The sequence below is a fragment of the Phytohabitans rumicis genome, assembly GCF_011764445.1.
In the GTDB taxonomy this organism is placed as follows: domain Bacteria; phylum Actinomycetota; class Actinomycetes; order Mycobacteriales; family Micromonosporaceae; genus Phytohabitans; species Phytohabitans rumicis.
Window position 1 is genome coordinate 5,544,200 of sequence record NZ_BLPG01000001.1, and the last position, 15,429, is coordinate 5,559,628.

Genomic DNA, 15,429 nt, shown 5'->3' on the forward strand with positions numbered 1-15,429 from the left:
GATCAAAGTACAGCCGTTTGCCCTTGATCGGCGAGGCAGCCCTTGATCGGCGAGGCGAGCCCTGGCGGGCCCTTGATCGGCGAGGCGAGCGAGGCGAGGGTCAGGTGGCGGGGACTACCGTGACGGGGATGGCGGGGTCGCCGGCGGAGAGCTTGAGGCCCTCCCAGGGGATGGAGATCAGGCACTGGCGCAGGTGGGCGCGGGACTCCACCAGGGTCGGGAGCGGGGCGGGCTCGCCGGCGACGAGGTACGAGCGCTGGAGCAGCCGGTCGCCCAGCCGGTGATCGGGGACGCCCTGCGACACCACGATCTCCTCGGTGGCCGTACCCGTGGGCTTGTGGCGGCGGATGGCGGTCTTGCGGCCGCCGACCGTGGCCTTGTTTTCCGAGCGCTTCACGACCGGCCGCCCGTCGACCTCGACCAGCTTGTAGACCAGCCCGGCGGTCGGTGCGCCGGAGCCGACCACCACGGCGGTGCCGGCGCCGTACATGTCCACGGGCTCGGCGGCGAGCGCGGCGATGGCGTACTCGTCGAGGTCGCCGGAGACGATGATCTTCGTTTCGGTGGCGCCGAGCGAGTTGAGCAGGTCGCGGGACTGCTGGGCGAGCACGGACAGGTCGCCGGAGTCGAGGCGGATCGCGCGCAGCTCGGGGCCGGCCACCGCGATCGCGTTCCGGATGCCCTGGGTGATGTCGTACGTGTCGACGAGCAGGGTGGTCTCCTTGCCCAGGGCCGCCACCTGGGAGGCGAACGCCGCCGGCTCGTCGTCGTGCAGCAGCGTGAACGCGTGCGCGGCCGTCCCGGCGGTCGGGATGCCGTACCGGTGGCCGGCCGCCAGGTTCGAGGTGTACTCGAAGCCGGCCAGGTAGGCCGCCCGGGCCGCGGCCACGGCGGCCTCTTCGTGGGTACGCCGGGAGCCCATCTCGATGACCGCGCGGCCCCGTGCCGCGGTCACCATCCGGGCGGCGGCCGCCGCGATGGCCGCGTCGTGGTTGAGCACCGAGAGGATCAGCGTCTCCAGCAGCACGCACTCCGCGAACGTGCCGGAGACCGTCAGGATCGGCGAGCCGGGAAAGTACAGCTCGCCTTCGGCGTACCCGTCGATGTCGCCGGTGAAGCGGTAGTCGCCCAGCCAGGTGGCGGTCTCCTCGTCGACCACGCCGCTCTCGTACAGGTGACCCACCTCGGGCCCGGTGAACCGGAAGTCCTGCACCAGGTCGACCAGGCGGCCGGTGCCGGCGACGACGCCGTAGCGGCGGCCGGTGGGCAGCCGGCGGGCGAACACCTCGAACACGCAGCCGCGGCCCGCGGTGCCGTCCTTGAGCGCGGCGCTGAGCATGGTCAGTTCGTACTGATCGGTCAACAAGGCGGTCACGGAGGTAAGCCTAAGGTTCAGGCAAGGCCCGCAGGGCGTGAGCAAGCTCGCTCCGGCTGGTGACCCCGAGCTTGCTGTAGACCCGCTGCAGGTGGTTTTCCACCGTCCGCGTGGAGAGGAAGAGCTGGTCGGCGATCTGCTTGCTGGCCACGCCGGCCGCGGCGAGGCGCGCGATCTGGCGTTCCCGCTCGCTGAGCATCGGGCGGGCCGCGCGCAGCGCCGGGGTGCGGAGCGCGTCACACCGGGCCAGGAGGTCGCCGAGGCGGGCGCTGGCCTCGGAGCGCTCGCCGCCGGCGTTCGCGGCCCGCAGCCGTACCACCGCCATCGCGGTCGCCTCGGCGGCGAAGAGCAGCAGCCCGCGCTCGGTGAACGCGTCCGCGACGGTCAGCAGGGCGACACCGTCGCCGGCCGCCCGCGCGTGCCGGACCATCAGCTCGGCGACCGGGCCGTCGACCACGCCGACCAGCTCGTCGAGGCGCTCGGTGACGGTCTGCGCCTCGACGGCGCCGTCCGGCCAGTTGATCGGCAGCGTGGCGCAGCCGAGCCGGACCAGGTCGTACAGCGCGAGCACCTCGTGGCCGGCGAAGTCGTCGGCGCGCAGCCGCTCGACCAGGGCGACGAGCATCGTGATCGCGCCTTCCACGTCGCCGGCGCACGCCGCCACCCAGGCACGCGCCTGCTCGCGCCAGGGGTAGACGACCGCCATGCCCGGCGTCTGCGTCCGGTCGGAGTCGGCCATCGCGATGGCGGCCTCGTCCGCGTCGCCCAGCAGGGCCGCCGCGTAGGCCCGTTCGGCGTGTGCGAGGCCGGCGAAGACCCGGCTGGTGGCCAGCACCGCACACGCCTGCAGGCTGCCGCGCAGCGCTTCGCCGGCCTGCCCGCGCAGGCGAGCCGCCTGTGCGCGTACGACGGAAAGGTAGCCGGAGCCGAGCCGGAAGTCGCCCGCGTCGGCCAGGTCGGCGAACTCGTCCGCGGCCACCGCGTCGATCCCGGCCAGATCGCCGGCGATCGCGAGCCGGGTGCCCCGGGCCAGTTCCAGGGCCAGTTGCAGGTACGGCATGTCGGCCCGCCACAGCGGCGCGTCGTCCTGGACGCCGGTGGTGGTACGGGCGCTGGCGTCCAGTTCGCCGCGGACCGCCTGGACGTGGGCGATCACGCACTGGGCCAGCGCCCGGGCGGCCACCGGCGCGGCCGGCCGGTCGACGATGGCGCGGGACAGCCGGAGCGCCTCCGCGGACTCCAGCCGGTGCATCCGCATGATCGCCTCGAACGAGTGCACCCGCGCCCGGTAGCCCGGGTCCGCCACCGTGTCGGCGTCGCGGGCGATCTCGTGCACGGCGGACTCGCGGCCCAACCCCCAGTACGACACGAGCCCGCGGACCACCAGCCACCGGCTGCGTCGCTGATCGGAGTCGATCTTGTCGCGCACCGATTCGAGCACCGGCAGCGCCTCTTCGGACTGGTCGCTGAACATGAGGATGGTGGCGAGCAGGTCGGCCGCGTCGAACCCGCCGCCGTTGTCGAGGGCGGCCCGCGCCAGCCGTGCCGCCAGGTGCACGTTGTACCGGCTGAACGCCTGCGCGCCCGCGTGCAGGAGCACGATCGGGTCGCGGGCGGTGCCGGAGTCGAGGCGCCACACGGCCATCCGGAGCAGGTCGTCGCGGCGCCGGGCGCCGGTCTCCTCGACCAGCGCGGCGAGCCGGGCCTTCAGCCGCATCGTGCGGGTCACCGGGCAGCGCTGGCGCACCACCTCGCCGTACAGCGGGTGGGCCAGGCGTACGTGCCGGCGCCGGTCGCTGGCGACCACCCGGATCAGCCCGCGCTCCTCGGCGCTCTCCACGGCCTCCTCGTCGGTCGCCTTGATCAGCATGGACAGGCCGATCGGCTCGCCGAACGCGACCAGCTCGACCACGCCGCGCACGTCGTCGCTGAGGTCGCCGATGCGGGCGTCGATCAGGTCGGTGAGCCGGGGCTCCAGATCGAACTGGCCGGTCCACCGCCACACCCCGTACGCCCGGGTGAGCTCGCGGCTGCCGGAGGCGGCGATGACCAGCTCGCGCAGCAGGAGCGGGTTGCCGGCGGACATGCGCCACAGCCGTTCGGCGGACGCCGAGTCGATCGGCCCTTCGAGCATCTCGACCAGCAGCGCCTTGCTGTCGTTGGCCGGCAGCGGAGCCAGCTCGGCGTGGCCGACCAGGTCGTCGGTCCACAGTGCCCGGATCGGCAGCGGCACCTGCTCGCCGCTGCGCAGCGTGCCCAGGACGGTGGCGTGCTCGTCGCGGGCGATCAGGTAGACCAGCGCCGCCGACGACGGGTCGAGCAGGTGGGCGTCGTCGATCGCGAGCACGATCGGGCGCCCGCCGGCCTGCCGGTGCAGCGCCTCGACGGCCCAGCGCAGCAGCCCGGCCGGGGACACCCCGATCGGCTGGTCACCGGGCAGCACCTGGGCCAGCCCGCCGAACGGCAGGCCGGCGCTCGCGATGTTGGCGGTCGCGGTCCAGACGGCGTACCGGTCGGTAGGCAGCATGGCGACCGCCTCCCGCAGGAGACGGGTCTTGCCGATGCCGGCGGTGCCGCTGAGAATGATGCCGCGGCGGTCCTCACTCGTCGCCGATTCGACGATGCGGCGCAGCTCATCAGCCCGGCCGACGAAGTGCCACGGGCCCACCCGCGGAGCATATAGAGCCGGCTAGCGCCGTGCGGACTACCCGACTGTGCCAAGTTGAGTAGCGGTCTGGTCAGCGCTGAGTAGCGGTCCTCCTGCCGAATCGACCCTTGGCTCCCATACCGTTCCGATGCGCGCTCCAACGCGCTCTCGGGAGGCGTGTGTCATGAGTTCCGCGACCATCGGTGCGGTGCATATGGGGGAATCCGAGTTAGGGCGGCGTCCGATCCGTCTGCGGGCTGAGCAGGTCGAGCCCGTGCCGGACGAGCCAACGGCGGTGGTGATCGCCGGTACGGGACGCGGCCAACTGCTCGACGCCCTGCTGGGGGCCGCCGGTCCGGCACCCGTGGTGCCCGCCGGCACGTACCTCGTGGTCCAGCCGGGCAGCCGGGAGGGAGCCTGGGCGTACACGCCGGGGGCGCGGCTGCCGCAGCGGTACGACCCGGCTGCGCTCGCCCGGCCGCCCCGGCGCGTCGAGCTGTCGCTGCCGGATCCGCTGTTACGCCATTTCTCGATGGTGTGCGCGCCCGATTTATCCACGTTGGACGCGGCCGGTACGCGGCTGCTGCTCGACGTCGTCCGGCGTGGCGGCGCGCTGCTGCACGTGCGCGATGGCGACCTCCCGCTGACCGCGGCCGAGCGGGACCTGTGCGCCCGGGTCGCGGACACCGACGCCACCCTCTTCCTGGCCGCTCCCGATCATGCCCCGGAGGACCCGGCCGGGTTCGCCATCGGCCCGGATTTGTCTGACATCGCCCACCTGCGCCGCGCCCTGGTGGAGTGGGCCGGGATCGAGGCGCTGCGCCGGGCCAGCGACAACCCGCCGATCGTGCCGGGCGCCCACGGCACGGTCCGGGTGGCGGCCAAGGCGCACGAGCTGGACTGGTCGGAGCGGCTGGAGCGGCTCTGCGGTTCCGCCTCGCACGCCGTACGGCAGCGGCTGGGCATCGAACTGGCCAACGTGCACCTGCGCTGCGTGCAGGGGATCGTCGGCGCCCACCATCCGGGCTCCGCGCGGCAAGGCGGTGCCGGGCTGCCCGACGCGCTGGACCGGGAGATGCACGCGCTGTCGCTGCGGGCGGCGGCCGAGTGCGACGGGGCGGCCGACCGCATCCTCGACGAGATGCTGACCGAGGTGCTGGGTGAGATCCCGGCCGAGGGCGTGCGCCGACGGGTGGCGGCGGCCATCCGGCGCGACTTCGCCGAGCAGGAACTGGCCCGGGTGCTCTTGATCACGAGCACCGGTGGCGTCGCGTCGGTGGCCGGTGCGGCCGCGGTGGCGTCGCTGGCGGCGTACCACAGCGACGCCGTACGGGCGGTGCTGCCCCCGCTCGGCGTGGGGCTGTCCGGCGCCTGCTACCAGTACTGGTCGGCGCCGGACCGGTCCGACGTGAGCCACGCGCGCGGCTGGCTGCAGCGTGCCCTGCGCGGAGTGGAGCTGGAGCTGCTCGCGGAGGTGTCCCGCCGCTTCGACGCGGTGCAGCGGTCACTCGGCGCGTTGCTCACCGAGGCGGTCGACCACGGGATCCTCCTGGCTTAAACCGGTTATTTACCGCAAAGAGGGATGTTGGCGTTCCTCGGTTGCCCGGACACGGTGGCACGATGGGGGCATGGCGGCTCCACAGGTTGCGCCGGTCGAGACTCCGGACATTGAAGAGGTGCCGGTCGCGGACCGGGCATGGGTGACGATCGTGTGGGACGACCCGGTCAACCTGATGTCGTACGTAACGTGGGTCTTCCAGAAGCTTTTCGGCTACAGCAAGGACAAGGCCGAGAAGTTGATGCTGGACGTGCACCACAAGGGCAAGGCCGTGGTCACCAGCGGCGCCCGGGAGCGGATGGAGCATGACGCTTCACAGCTTCACCAGTACGGTTTGTGGGCCACGGTCGACCGAGCCTGAAGGGCCTTCGAGTTCGTGAGTATGTTCCGCCGGCACGGAGAACACTGCGTGGCGACCTTCGCCCCGGACGAGGTCCGGGTGTTGCGTAAGGTCGCCTCTGAGGTCGTTGGCCTGCTCAGCGAGGGTTTCGACCACGAAGACCCGGTGGTGGAGCGGCTCTTTCCGGACATCTATCCCGAGGACCCGCACAACTCGGCCGAGTTCCGGCGGTACACCGAGGGCGACCTGAAGACCAGCAAGATCGATCAGGCCGGGGCGATCCTGGCCGTACTGCCCGCGGACGGGGGCGGGGAGGTCCGGCTGGACTGGGAGACCTCCGAGGCGTGGCTGCGGGCGCTCAACGACGCCCGGCTCGCGATGGGCGTACGGCTGGAGATCAAGGGCGACACCGACCTCGGCGAAGAGCTGGACGACGCGGTGCTGCACGACCCCACGTCCACCCGCGTCTTCCAGCTCTCCGTGTACGCCTACCTCGGCTATCTCCAGGAATCCCTGCTCACCGCCCTGGTCCGCTGACCTCGTTCAGTCGAGGAGCGCGAGCTCCTCGGCGGTGAGGTGGAGGTCGACCGCCGCTACCGAGTCGCGGATGCTCTCCGGGCGGCTGGCGCCGGGGATGGGGAGCACGACCGGCGACTTGGCCAGCATCCAGGCCAGGCACACCCGCTGCGGGCTCACCCCGTGCGCCTCGGCGACCCGGCCGAACGGCGCGAACCGGCTGCCCAGCTCGCCGGCCTGCGCGATGCCGCCGAGCGGCGACCAGGGCAGGAACGCGATGCCCAGCTTGTCGCAGAGCGCCAGCTCGGGCTCGGAGCTGCGGAACGCCGGGGAGAACTGGTTCTGGACGGACACCAGCCGCCCGCCGAGGATCTCCTGCGCCTGCTGGATCTGATCCGGGTCCGCGTTGGAGATGCCGGCCATGCGGATCTTGCCGGCGTCGAGCAGGTCGCGGATCGCGCCGATCGAGTCGGCGTACGGGACCCTCGGGTCGGGGCGGTGGTGCTGGTAGAGGCCGATCGCCTCGACGCCCAGCCGCTTGAGCGACGCCTCGCACGCCGCCTTCAGGTACTCGGGCGAGCTGTCCTGCGTCCAGCTCCCGTCGCCGGGGCGCAGGTGGCCACCCTTCGTGGCGACCAGTACGCCGGACGTGTCGCCGCCGTAGCTCGCCAGCGCCCGTGCGATCAGGGACTCGTTGTGGCCCACCTCGTCGGCGTACAGGTGATAGGCGTCGGCGGTGTCGATCAGGGTGACGCCGGCGTCGAGCGCGGCGTGGATGGTGCGTACGGACCGGTCCTCGTCGGGGCGCCCCTCGATCGACATCGGCATGCCGCCGAGCCCGATCGCGCTGACCTCGATATCTCCGATGCGGCGGAATTCCATGGGCCCAACCCTCGCGCGCGGCGCACACCGGATCCAACAGAAGAAACTGCTGGGATTCAGCGCTTAGACTGCTCAATCGTGGAGCTGCGGCATCTGGAGTACTTCGTCGCGGTCGCCGAGGAGCAGCACTTCACCCGGGCGGCCGAGCGGATGCGGGTGGCCCAGTCCGGGCTGTCCGCGTCGGTGCGGTCGCTCGAACGCGAGTTGGGCGCCCCGCTCTTCGTCCGGTCCACCCGGCGGGTGGAGTTGACCGAGGCGGGCCGGGCGCTGCTGGCCGAGGCCCGGCGCACGCTCGCCAGCGCCGAGGCGGCCCGGCAGGCCGTCGCCGCGGTGCAGGGCCTGCTGCGGGGCACCCTCGCGGTCGGGGCCGAGCAGTGCCTCGGCGTGGTCAACGTGGCCCAGCTGCTGGCCGGCTTCCGCGACCGGCACCCCGACGTGGAGATCATGCTGCGCCAGGGCGCCACCGCGGACCTGTGCGCCGAGCTGCGGGCCGGGCGCCTCGACATGGCGTTCATCGCCACCGACGGCAAGCCGCCCGAGCAGCTCGACCTGATCCCGCTCGCGGCCGAGCCGATGATGGTGGTCTGCCACCCGGCGCACCGGTTCGCCGACGCCGCCGCTGTCGACTGGGACGACCTGGAGAAGGAGATCTTCGTCGACTTCCACCGGGGGTTCGGCGCCCGCGAGGTGACCGAGGTCGAGTGCGCCGCCCGGCGGCTGTCCCGGCGGATCTCGGTGGAGGTCAACGACGTGCACAGCCTGCTGGACTTCGTGGGCGCCGGGCTGGGCGTGGCCGTCGTACCGCGTCCGATCGCGCGCAAGCGGCCCAACCAGGTGCGCGCGGTGCCGCTGACCGGGCCTTCGTCGTACACCTGGCGGGTATGGATGGCCCTGGCCGCCGGCCGCCCGGCCAGCCCGCCCGCGGCGGAGCTGTTGCGCCAAGCACAGCTCACCGGCTGAGCGCTGGGGCGCGAGGTAGGCTGTGCGTCGTGCTGACCATCGACCGGGCGATCGTTGACGCGATCTTCGCCCACGCCCGCCGGGACCACCCGGACGAGGCGTGCGGTCTTGTCGCGGGCCCGGTGGGCAGCGACACCCCGGTCCGGCACATCCCCATGCAGAACGCCGAGCGGTCGATGACCTTCTTCTCGCTCGACTCGATGGAGCAGTTGCGCGTGTGGCGCGAGATGGACGACCGCGACGAGGAGCCGGTGGTCATCTACCACTCGCACACCGCGACCGAGGCGTATCCGTCGCGGAGCGACATCGGGATCGCGTCGGATCTTGGCGAGCCGAACGCCCACTACCTGCTGGTCTCCACCCGGGAGCCGGCGACCGAGGAGATCCGGTCGTTCCGCATCGTGGACGGGGCCGTAACCGAAGAGCCGGTCCGGATCGTTGATGCGACCGTGGACCCGCACGCCGTTCAGACGTACATGTTCGGGCAGAGCCCGACGACGGTCGACTACGAGTGTTCCCGCTGAGCGCTCAGGCCCACCGTTGTCGAGATCTTTTCCGAGGAGTTTTCTGTCATGGCCATTGAGGTTCGCATCCCCACCATCCTGCGCAACTACACCGGCGGCGCCAAGGTCGTCGAGGGCGCCGGCGACACGCTGAGTGACCTGCTCGCCGACCTGGACGGCAAGCACGCCGGCCTGCGCGGCCGGCTGGTCACCGACGAGGGCGCGCTGCACCGGTTCGTCAACGTCTACGTCAACGACGAGGACGTGCGCTTCCTGGGCGCGCTGGACGCCAAGCTGAACGACGGCGACACCGTCACGATCCTGCCGGCCGTCGCGGGCGGCGCCTTCGGCTTCGCCGCCGCCGCGGCGATGCTCGGCAACCGCCTCTAGGGCGGACCGCCATGGCGCGGTACGACAGCCTGCTGGACGCCTGCGGGGGTACGCCGCTCGTCGGCCTCCCGCGGCTGTCACCGGTGGTGCCCGAAGGGGCGCCACCGGTGCGCCTGTGGGCCAAGCTGGAGGACCGAAACCCCACCGGCTCGGTCAAGGACCGGGCGGCCCTGTTCATGGTGCGCGCCGCCGAGGCCGTGGGCACGCTCCGCCCCGGCGACACCATCCTGGAGCCGACCAGCGGCAACACCGGCATCTCCCTGGCCATGGTGGCCAAGCTGCGCGGCTACCGCCTGGTCTGCGTGATGCCGGAAAACGTGTCCACCGAGCGGATCCAGCTCCTGCGCATGTACGGCGCCGAGATCATCTTCTCGCCGGCGGCGGGCGGCTCCAACCAGGCCGTCGCCACCGCCAAGCAGATCGCGGTGGAGCACCCCGACTGGGTCATGCTTTTCCAGTACGGCAACGAGGCGAACGCCCGCGCCCACTACGAGACGACCGGGCCGGAGCTGCTGCGCGACCTGCCTTCGGTCACCCACTTCGTGGCCGGGCTGGGCACCACCGGCACGCTCATGGGCACCGGCCGCTACCTGCGGGAAAAGGTCGAGGGCATCGAGATCGTGGCCGCCGAGCCGCGGTACGGCGAGCTGGTCTACGGCCTGCGCAACATCGACGAGGGCTACGTCCCGGAGCTGTACGACGCGACGGTGCTGACCCGCCGCTTCTCGGTGGGCACCCGGGACGCGGTCCTGCGTACCCGGCAGCTCGTCGATGTGGAGGGGCTCTTCGTGGGCTTCTCCACCGGGGCCGTGCTGCACGCCGCGCTTGCCGTGGCGCACGAGGCGGTCAAGGCGGGGCGCCGGGCGGACGTGGCCTTCGTGGTCGCGGACGGTGGGTGGAAGTACCTGTCGACCGGCGCGTACGGCGGCACGCTCGCCGATGCCGAGGAGGCGCTCGAAGGGCAGCTCTGGGCCTAGGTCGCCGCCTAGGTCGCCTGGATGGTGAGCGCTACCGAGCCCGCCAGGGGCACGATGGCGAGAGCCAGCAGGACCCAGGGCAGGCGGCGGTGGTGGATCGACATGAAGGCGCCCACCGTGAGCCCGATCCCGGCCAGCCCGACGGCCACGAACGACGGCTCGTACCAGCCGGGCACCAGGCCGCCCATGATGGCCATCAGCCCGCGCGTCGCCACGCCCAGCCCGGCGACGCCCAGCGCGGTGGCCCAGGCGCACATGACGATCAGCCGGGTGGCCGGCGGTGCCGGGTCGTGCGAGCGGGGCAGCCGGAAGATCCGCGCTACGCCGTGCGGCGCCGGCCCGGGTTCGGGCCGCTCGTCCCGTTGTATGCGCAGGCCAAGTCCTTCGACGAAGGACCGTTCCGGAGACGATTCATCTGCCTCGGTGCTCACGTGGGTCACCGTCCTGGGTGAAGCGGATACGTTCACCCAGTGCAACGCTTTCGTGTCACTGCGCGTAACGGGAGTGGGCTAGAGCCACAGGAAACCCGCATTTCCCAAAGGCAATGTCACCTTGACGACATGTTGTATCAGATCTTTCTGTCGCGCCCTGGTCACGGCGTAGGCTGCGCACCGTGACAGACTCGCCGGTACGGATCTTCGGGCCAGGCGCCGAGGGCCTGTCGACAGCGAAGCGTGAGGCAAGGGCTACGGGATGCGACTGACGGTGCTGGGCTGCGCTGGCAGTTTTCCCGGTCCCGAGTCAGCCTGCTCGGCGTATCTCGTTGAGGAGGACGGTTTCCGGCTGCTGGTCGACTTCGGGTCGGGTTCGCTCTCCGCGCTACAGCGGTACGCCGGCCTGCACGCCATCGACGCGATCCTGCTCACCCACCTGCACTGCGACCACATGCTCGACGCGTGCACGTACGTGGTGGTCCGGCGGTACGACCCGGCCGGCCCGCTGCCGCCCATCCCGGTGTACGCCCCGGCCGGCGCCCCGGACCGCATCGCGGCGGCGTACAGCCCGGAGGAAGGGCTGGTGGACGACGTCTACACGTTCTACGGCCTGCAGCCCGGCACGTTTCCCATCGGCCCGTTCACGGTCACGGTCGACCGGGTCAACCACCCCGTGGAGACGTACGGCGTGCGCCTGGAGAGCAAGGGGCGGGTGCTGACGTACTCCTCGGACACCGCGCCCTGCGACGCGCTGCTGCGCCTCGCGCTCGGCGCCGACCTCTTCCTCTGCGAGGCCAGCTACCTCGACGGCGTGGACAACCCGCCGGATCTGCACCTGACCGGTCGGGAGGCCGGCGAGGTGGCGACCAAGGCCGGCGTGAACCAGCTTCTGCTCACCCATCTCGTCACCGCGTGGGGCAGCGAGGCGGACACGTTCGACGCTGCTACGGCGGCCTTTGGTGGCCCGGTAGAGATTGTCAGACCTGGATCCCGGTACGAGATCTGAAGTTTGCGCCACTGTTCGCCGATGCGTTAGTTGGGCGTAGCCTGCCGCACCGGCGCAAACCTCACGGTGAGCGCATGCGTATCGCGATCATCACGGAGTCGTTCCCCCGGACGTCAACGGCGTCGCGCACTCCGTCGTCCGCATCGCCGAGCACCTGGTCAGGTGCGGCCACGCACCGATGGTCATCGCGCCCGCGCCGTCGTCGTCGACCCGCGGGCTGACCGGCTCACACCCGTACCCGGTGGTCCGCGTGCCGAGCGTGCCGATGCCGCGCTACCGCGGCCTGCGGCTCGGGCTGCCGAGCCCCAAGCTTTCCGACGCGCTGGTCGCGCACGCGCCCGACGTCGTCCACCTGGCCAGCCCGTTCCTGCTCGGCGCGCGCGGCGTCGCGCTCGCCGGCCAGCAGCGGCTGCCCTGCCTCGCGGTCTACCAGACCGACGTCGCCGCCTACGCGCGCACGTACGTCGGCTGGGGCGAGGCCACCGCATGGCGGTGGCTCCGCACGATCCACAACGGCGCCGACCGCACGCTCGCGCCGTCCACCAGCGCGGCCGCCGACCTGGTCGCCCACGGCGTCCAGCGGGTCTGGCTCTGGCGCCGCGGCGTCGACACCGTGCGGTTCGACCCGGCCAAGCGCCATGAGCTGGTACGGAAGGCGCTGGCCCCGAACGGCGAGCTGATCGTCGGGTACGTCGGCCGGCTCGCCCCGGAGAAGCGGGTGGACCTGCTGGCCCCGACCTGCAAGCTGCCCGGCGTGCGGGTGGTGATCGTCGGCGACGGTCCCGCCCGCCGCGACCTGCAGAAGGCGCTGCCCGAGGCGCTCTTCCTCGGCGCCCGGCACGGTGTCCAGCTGGCCCGCCTCTTCGCCAGCCTCGACGTGTTCGCGCACACCGGCCCGCACGAGACGTTCGGGCAGACCGTGCAGGAGGCGCTCGCCAGCGGGCTGCCGGTGATCGCGCCCGCCACCGGTGGCCCGGTCGACCTGGTCATCCCCGGCGAGAACGGCACGCTGGTGCCGCCCGAGGACGGCACCGCGATCGCGGCAGCCGTGGCCGAGCTGGTCGCGGACCCCGCGCTCCGCCAGCGGTACGGCGCCGCCGCGCGCGCCGGCGTGGAGGGGCGCACCTGGGCCGCCGTCGGCGACGAGCTGATCGACCACTACCGCGCGGTCCTGGCCGGCCCCGGTGTCCCGACCCGGGTCCCGGTGGCCGCGTGAAAATAGTGCGGCTGGCGAACTTTGTGATGCCTCGCTCGGGCGGCCTGCGTACCGCGCTGCGCTGCCTGGGCGAGGGCTACCTGGCGGCGGGGCACGAGCCGGTGCTGATCGTGCCCGGCGCCCAGATGTCCGACGAGCTGACCCCGCACGGCCGGGTGATCACGCTGCCCGGTCCGGAGGTGCCGGGCAGCGGCGGGTACCGGCTGTTGATCACCGGGCGGCGCCGGCTGACCAAGCTGCTCGACCGGCTGGAGCCGGACCACATCGAGGTCTCCGACCGCTCCACGCTGCGCTGGACCGGCCGGTGGGCCCGGGACCGAGGGGTTCCCTCGGTGATGGTGTCGCACGAGAGCCTCGCCGGGCTGCTCACCGTGTGGGGGGTGCCGGAGTCGCTGCGGGTGGGCTTCGCGGACCTGGCCAACCGCCGCACCGCGCGGGCGTACGACAAGATCGTCTGCACCACGGCGTGGGCGGCCGCCGAGTTCCGCCGGCTGGGCGTGGACAACCTGGTCGAGGTGCCCCTGGGCGTGGACCTGGAGACGTTCCACCCGAGCCGGCGCGACCCCGAGGTCCGCGCCCGGTACGCCGCCGGCGACGAGGTGCTGGTCGTGCACTGCAGCCGGCTGTCCGGGGAAAAGCACCCGGAGGTGGCCGTCGACACGGTCCGGGCGCTGCGTACGGCGGGCGTACCGGCCGTGCTGGTCGTGGTCGGGGACGGGCCCCGGCGGGAGGCGCTGGGCGAGCGTGCCGCCGGGCTGCCGGTGCGGTTCCTCGGGTTCGTGGCCGACCGGTACGCCGTGGCCGACCTGCTGGCCTGCGCCGACGTGGTGGTGGCGCCGGGGCCGGTGGAGACGTTCGGGCTGGCGGCGCTGGAGGCCCTCGCGTGCGGCACGCCGGTCGTCGTCAACGCCGCGAGCGCCCTGCCCGAGGTGGTCGGCACCGCTGGCCTGGCGGCAGCCGGCACCGGAGTCGCCTTCGCCGACGGCGTACTCGAGCTGCTGGAACGCCCGGAGGCCCGGCGGCGGGCCGCGGCGCGGGCGCGGGCCGAGCAGTTTTCCTGGCCCGCGGCGGTGGACGGCTTCCTGCGGGCGCACGGCGTACCGGTGGGGAGCTCGGTGTGTTGACCTTCGTCGCGCTGGGCGACTCGACGACGGCCGGCTTCGGCGACCCGATGCCGGACGGGAGCTGGCGCGGGTGGGCGGCGCTGCTGGCCGACGGGCTGGCCCCGCCCGGCCAGGTCGCTCTGCACAACCTGGCCAGCAGCGGGGCGCTCGCCGCCGATGTGGTCCGGGACCAGCTGCCGGTGGCGCTGGCGCACGAACCGGACATCGCGGCCGTGCTCGTGGGCGTGAACGACACGCTCCGGCGGGGCTTCGACGTGACCGCGATCGGCAATTCGCTGGACCACACGATCGGGTCGCTGCACCGGGCGGGCGCGCTGGTGCTCACCGCGTGCCTCCCCGACCCGGGGCGGGTCTTCGGGCTGCCGGTCGCGCTGGCCCGGCCGCTGGCCCGGCGGATCGCCGCGGTCAACGCGGTCACCCACGCCGTCGCGGCCCGGGTGCCGGGCGTGCACATGGACCTCGGCCTGCTGCCCCAGGTGTACGACCCTCGCATGTGGAGCGTCGACCGGCTGCATCCGGGCGAGCGCGGGCACCGGCTGCTGGCGGCATCGTTCTTCGACCTGGTCGCGGCCAGCGGTGGCCCGACCCATCGGCGCCCGGATCTGGAACCGGGCAACCCGCCGCCGACCCGCGCCGCCCGCGTCTGGTGGATGGCGACGCAGGGGAGCGCGTGGCTGTACCGCCGGTCGAGGGACCTGGTGCCCTCGCTGGCCCGGATGGCCCTCGCCGAGTGGTGGTACGACCTGCGCGGCATCGCCAACGACCTCGACGAGGCGGTCCAGCGCGAGATCTCCGCCGCACTGGTTACCTTCGCCGACGGGTATCAGGCCGGCGCCTCCACCGGCAAGCCCACCTGACCAGCGGCTGCGGCCAGCCGCTTGTCGTACGTGACGAAAGCGCTGACGGCCTTTCCGGAGGCCACGAGCAACTCGGCTGTCGCGAGATGGATCGCATCGAGCGACCGAAGGCCCGGGTCGGGATATGCACCCGCGGTCGCACGCACTGCGGCGTTGATCTCTACGCGATTGACCCGCGCGAGGACCCCCGCCACAGCCCCTAGAACTCCTGGCTGGGCCCGTCGAAGGGCGCGAGGAACCTCGACCTCGACGAGCGCCGAAGCGATGAGCGGTTCTTCAGGGCGGTCGTTGAGCCATGTCACCAAGGCGGCGGACTCGGATTCCGTACGGACAAGTTTCACCAACGCCGCGCTGTCGAGGTAGATCACCAGCGTTCCTCTTCGCGCAACTCCGACAGAAGAGCGCCGGCCTCCGACCCCGGTTCGGCAGGCGTTGTCGGCATGGGTATCGGGCCGCTGATCGTCGCCGGCGCAACCGTGCCCGCCGCGACCAGATCGGACAGCGCGTCGGTGGTGATCGGCACGATGCGAGCTATTGGCCGGCCGCGATTCGTCACCTCGACGGTCTCGCCATGCTCGACGCGAGCCAACACCTCGGCCGTGTTCTGGTTCAGCGCACGGATCGGGATCTGGTCCACAGAGTGA

16 protein-coding genes and 1 pseudogene are annotated in these 15,429 nt (G+C 72.4%); 11 read left to right on the forward strand and 6 right to left on the reverse strand.

The window, feature by feature from the left end:
• Nucleotides 1-100: 100 nt before the first annotated feature.
• Together Prum_RS25255 and Prum_RS25260 are read right to left on the reverse strand one after the other, a co-directional pair.
• Entirely contained in the window at nucleotides 101-1,375 is a 1,275-nt protein-coding gene (locus Prum_RS25255) for a nicotinate phosphoribosyltransferase (RefSeq protein WP_281368968.1), read from the reverse strand.
• Nucleotides 1,376-1,385: 10 nt separating this feature from the next.
• Entirely contained in the window at nucleotides 1,386-4,043 is a 2,658-nt protein-coding gene (locus Prum_RS25260; protein WP_173078746.1) for a LuxR C-terminal-related transcriptional regulator, read from the reverse strand.
• A 253-nt stretch (nucleotides 4,044-4,296) separates the two neighbouring features.
• Here Prum_RS25260 and Prum_RS25265 point away from each other — a divergent pair, with 253 nt between their 5' ends.
• The 3 genes from Prum_RS25265 to Prum_RS25275 all read left to right on the forward strand — a co-directional run bounded on the left by Prum_RS25265 (nucleotide 4,297) and on the right by Prum_RS25275 (nucleotide 6,457).
• Complete coding sequence (locus tag Prum_RS25265) at nucleotides 4,297-5,580, forward strand: hypothetical protein (protein ID WP_173078748.1); 1,284 nt, start codon at nucleotides 4,297-4,299, stop codon at nucleotides 5,578-5,580.
• A 70-nt stretch (nucleotides 5,581-5,650) separates the two neighbouring features.
• Nucleotides 5,651-5,941: an ATP-dependent Clp protease adapter ClpS gene (clpS, locus tag Prum_RS25270; protein ID WP_173078750.1), complete on the forward strand. Its 291-nt coding sequence runs from the start codon at nucleotides 5,651-5,653 to the stop codon at nucleotides 5,939-5,941.
• Nucleotides 5,942-5,962: 21 nt separating this feature from the next.
• Nucleotides 5,963-6,457 (forward strand): DUF2017 domain-containing protein, encoded by a 495-nt coding sequence (locus tag Prum_RS25275; protein ID WP_173084123.1) that lies wholly within the window; start codon nucleotides 5,963-5,965, stop codon nucleotides 6,455-6,457.
• 6 nt (nucleotides 6,458-6,463) lie between these two features.
• On the opposite strand, the gene Prum_RS25280 is transcribed toward Prum_RS25275, so the two are convergent.
• Nucleotides 6,464-7,318, reverse strand: coding sequence for an aldo/keto reductase (locus Prum_RS25280; protein WP_173078752.1), 855 nt, complete (start codon nucleotides 7,316-7,318; stop codon nucleotides 6,464-6,466).
• A 78-nt stretch (nucleotides 7,319-7,396) separates the two neighbouring features.
• On the opposite strand from Prum_RS25280, the gene Prum_RS25285 reads away from it, so the two are divergent.
• Genes Prum_RS25285 through Prum_RS25300 form a run of 4 tightly spaced genes read left to right on the forward strand, consistent with a single transcriptional unit; the run spans nucleotide 7,397 to nucleotide 10,148 of the window.
• Nucleotides 7,397-8,278: a LysR family transcriptional regulator gene (locus tag Prum_RS25285; RefSeq protein ID WP_178132663.1), complete on the forward strand. Its 882-nt coding sequence runs from the start codon at nucleotides 7,397-7,399 to the stop codon at nucleotides 8,276-8,278.
• Between the two features lie 29 nt (nucleotides 8,279-8,307).
• Nucleotides 8,308-8,802, forward strand: coding sequence for a M67 family metallopeptidase (locus tag Prum_RS25290; protein ID WP_173078754.1), 495 nt, complete (start codon nucleotides 8,308-8,310; stop codon nucleotides 8,800-8,802).
• A gap of 48 nt (nucleotides 8,803-8,850) precedes the next feature.
• Nucleotides 8,851-9,171, forward strand: a complete 321-nt coding sequence (locus Prum_RS25295; protein ID WP_173078756.1) for a MoaD/ThiS family protein — start codon at nucleotides 8,851-8,853, stop codon at nucleotides 9,169-9,171.
• Nucleotides 9,172-9,182: 11 nt separating this feature from the next.
• Nucleotides 9,183-10,148 carry a PLP-dependent cysteine synthase family protein gene (locus Prum_RS25300; protein WP_173078758.1) on the forward strand — a complete coding sequence of 322 codons (966 nt, stop codon included), beginning with the start codon at nucleotides 9,183-9,185 and terminating at the stop codon, nucleotides 10,146-10,148.
• 8 nt (nucleotides 10,149-10,156) lie between these two features.
• Here the strand turns inward: Prum_RS25300 and Prum_RS25305 are convergent, their stop codons facing one another.
• On the reverse strand, nucleotides 10,157-10,579 hold the full coding sequence (locus Prum_RS25305; RefSeq protein WP_173078760.1) for a hypothetical protein: 423 nt from the start codon (nucleotides 10,577-10,579) through the stop codon (nucleotides 10,157-10,159).
• A gap of 262 nt (nucleotides 10,580-10,841) precedes the next feature.
• Here Prum_RS25305 and Prum_RS25310 point away from each other — a divergent pair, with 262 nt between their 5' ends.
• The 4 genes and pseudogenes from Prum_RS25310 (at nucleotide 10,842) to Prum_RS25325 (ending at nucleotide 14,785) form a co-directional block, all read left to right on the forward strand.
• Entirely contained in the window at nucleotides 10,842-11,588 is a 747-nt protein-coding gene (locus Prum_RS25310; RefSeq protein ID WP_173078762.1) for an MBL fold metallo-hydrolase, read from the forward strand.
• A 74-nt stretch (nucleotides 11,589-11,662) separates the two neighbouring features.
• Nucleotides 11,663-12,804, forward strand: a pseudogene (locus Prum_RS25315) (glycosyltransferase family 4 protein).
• Nucleotides 12,801-13,928 (forward strand): glycosyltransferase, encoded by a 1,128-nt coding sequence (locus tag Prum_RS25320; protein ID WP_218577334.1) that lies wholly within the window; start codon nucleotides 12,801-12,803, stop codon nucleotides 13,926-13,928. The pseudogene Prum_RS25315 and the gene Prum_RS25320 overlap by 4 nt, the downstream one beginning before the upstream one ends.
• Complete coding sequence (locus Prum_RS25325; protein ID WP_173078764.1) at nucleotides 13,922-14,785, forward strand: SGNH/GDSL hydrolase family protein; 864 nt, start codon at nucleotides 13,922-13,924, stop codon at nucleotides 14,783-14,785. The genes Prum_RS25320 and Prum_RS25325 overlap by 7 nt, the downstream gene beginning before the upstream one ends.
• Here the strand turns inward: Prum_RS25325 and Prum_RS25330 are convergent.
• Both Prum_RS25330 and Prum_RS25335 read right to left on the reverse strand, forming a co-directional pair.
• A complete protein-coding gene (locus tag Prum_RS25330) occupies nucleotides 14,752-15,153 on the reverse strand; it encodes a type II toxin-antitoxin system VapC family toxin (protein ID WP_173078766.1) in 402 nt (133 codons plus the stop codon). The genes Prum_RS25325 and Prum_RS25330 overlap by 34 nt on opposite strands.
• Entirely contained in the window at nucleotides 15,150-15,422 is a 273-nt protein-coding gene (locus Prum_RS25335; protein WP_173078767.1) for a type II toxin-antitoxin system Phd/YefM family antitoxin, read from the reverse strand. Before Prum_RS25335 ends, Prum_RS25330 begins: the two co-directional genes overlap by 4 nt.
• Between the last annotated feature and the right edge of the window lie 7 nt (nucleotides 15,423-15,429).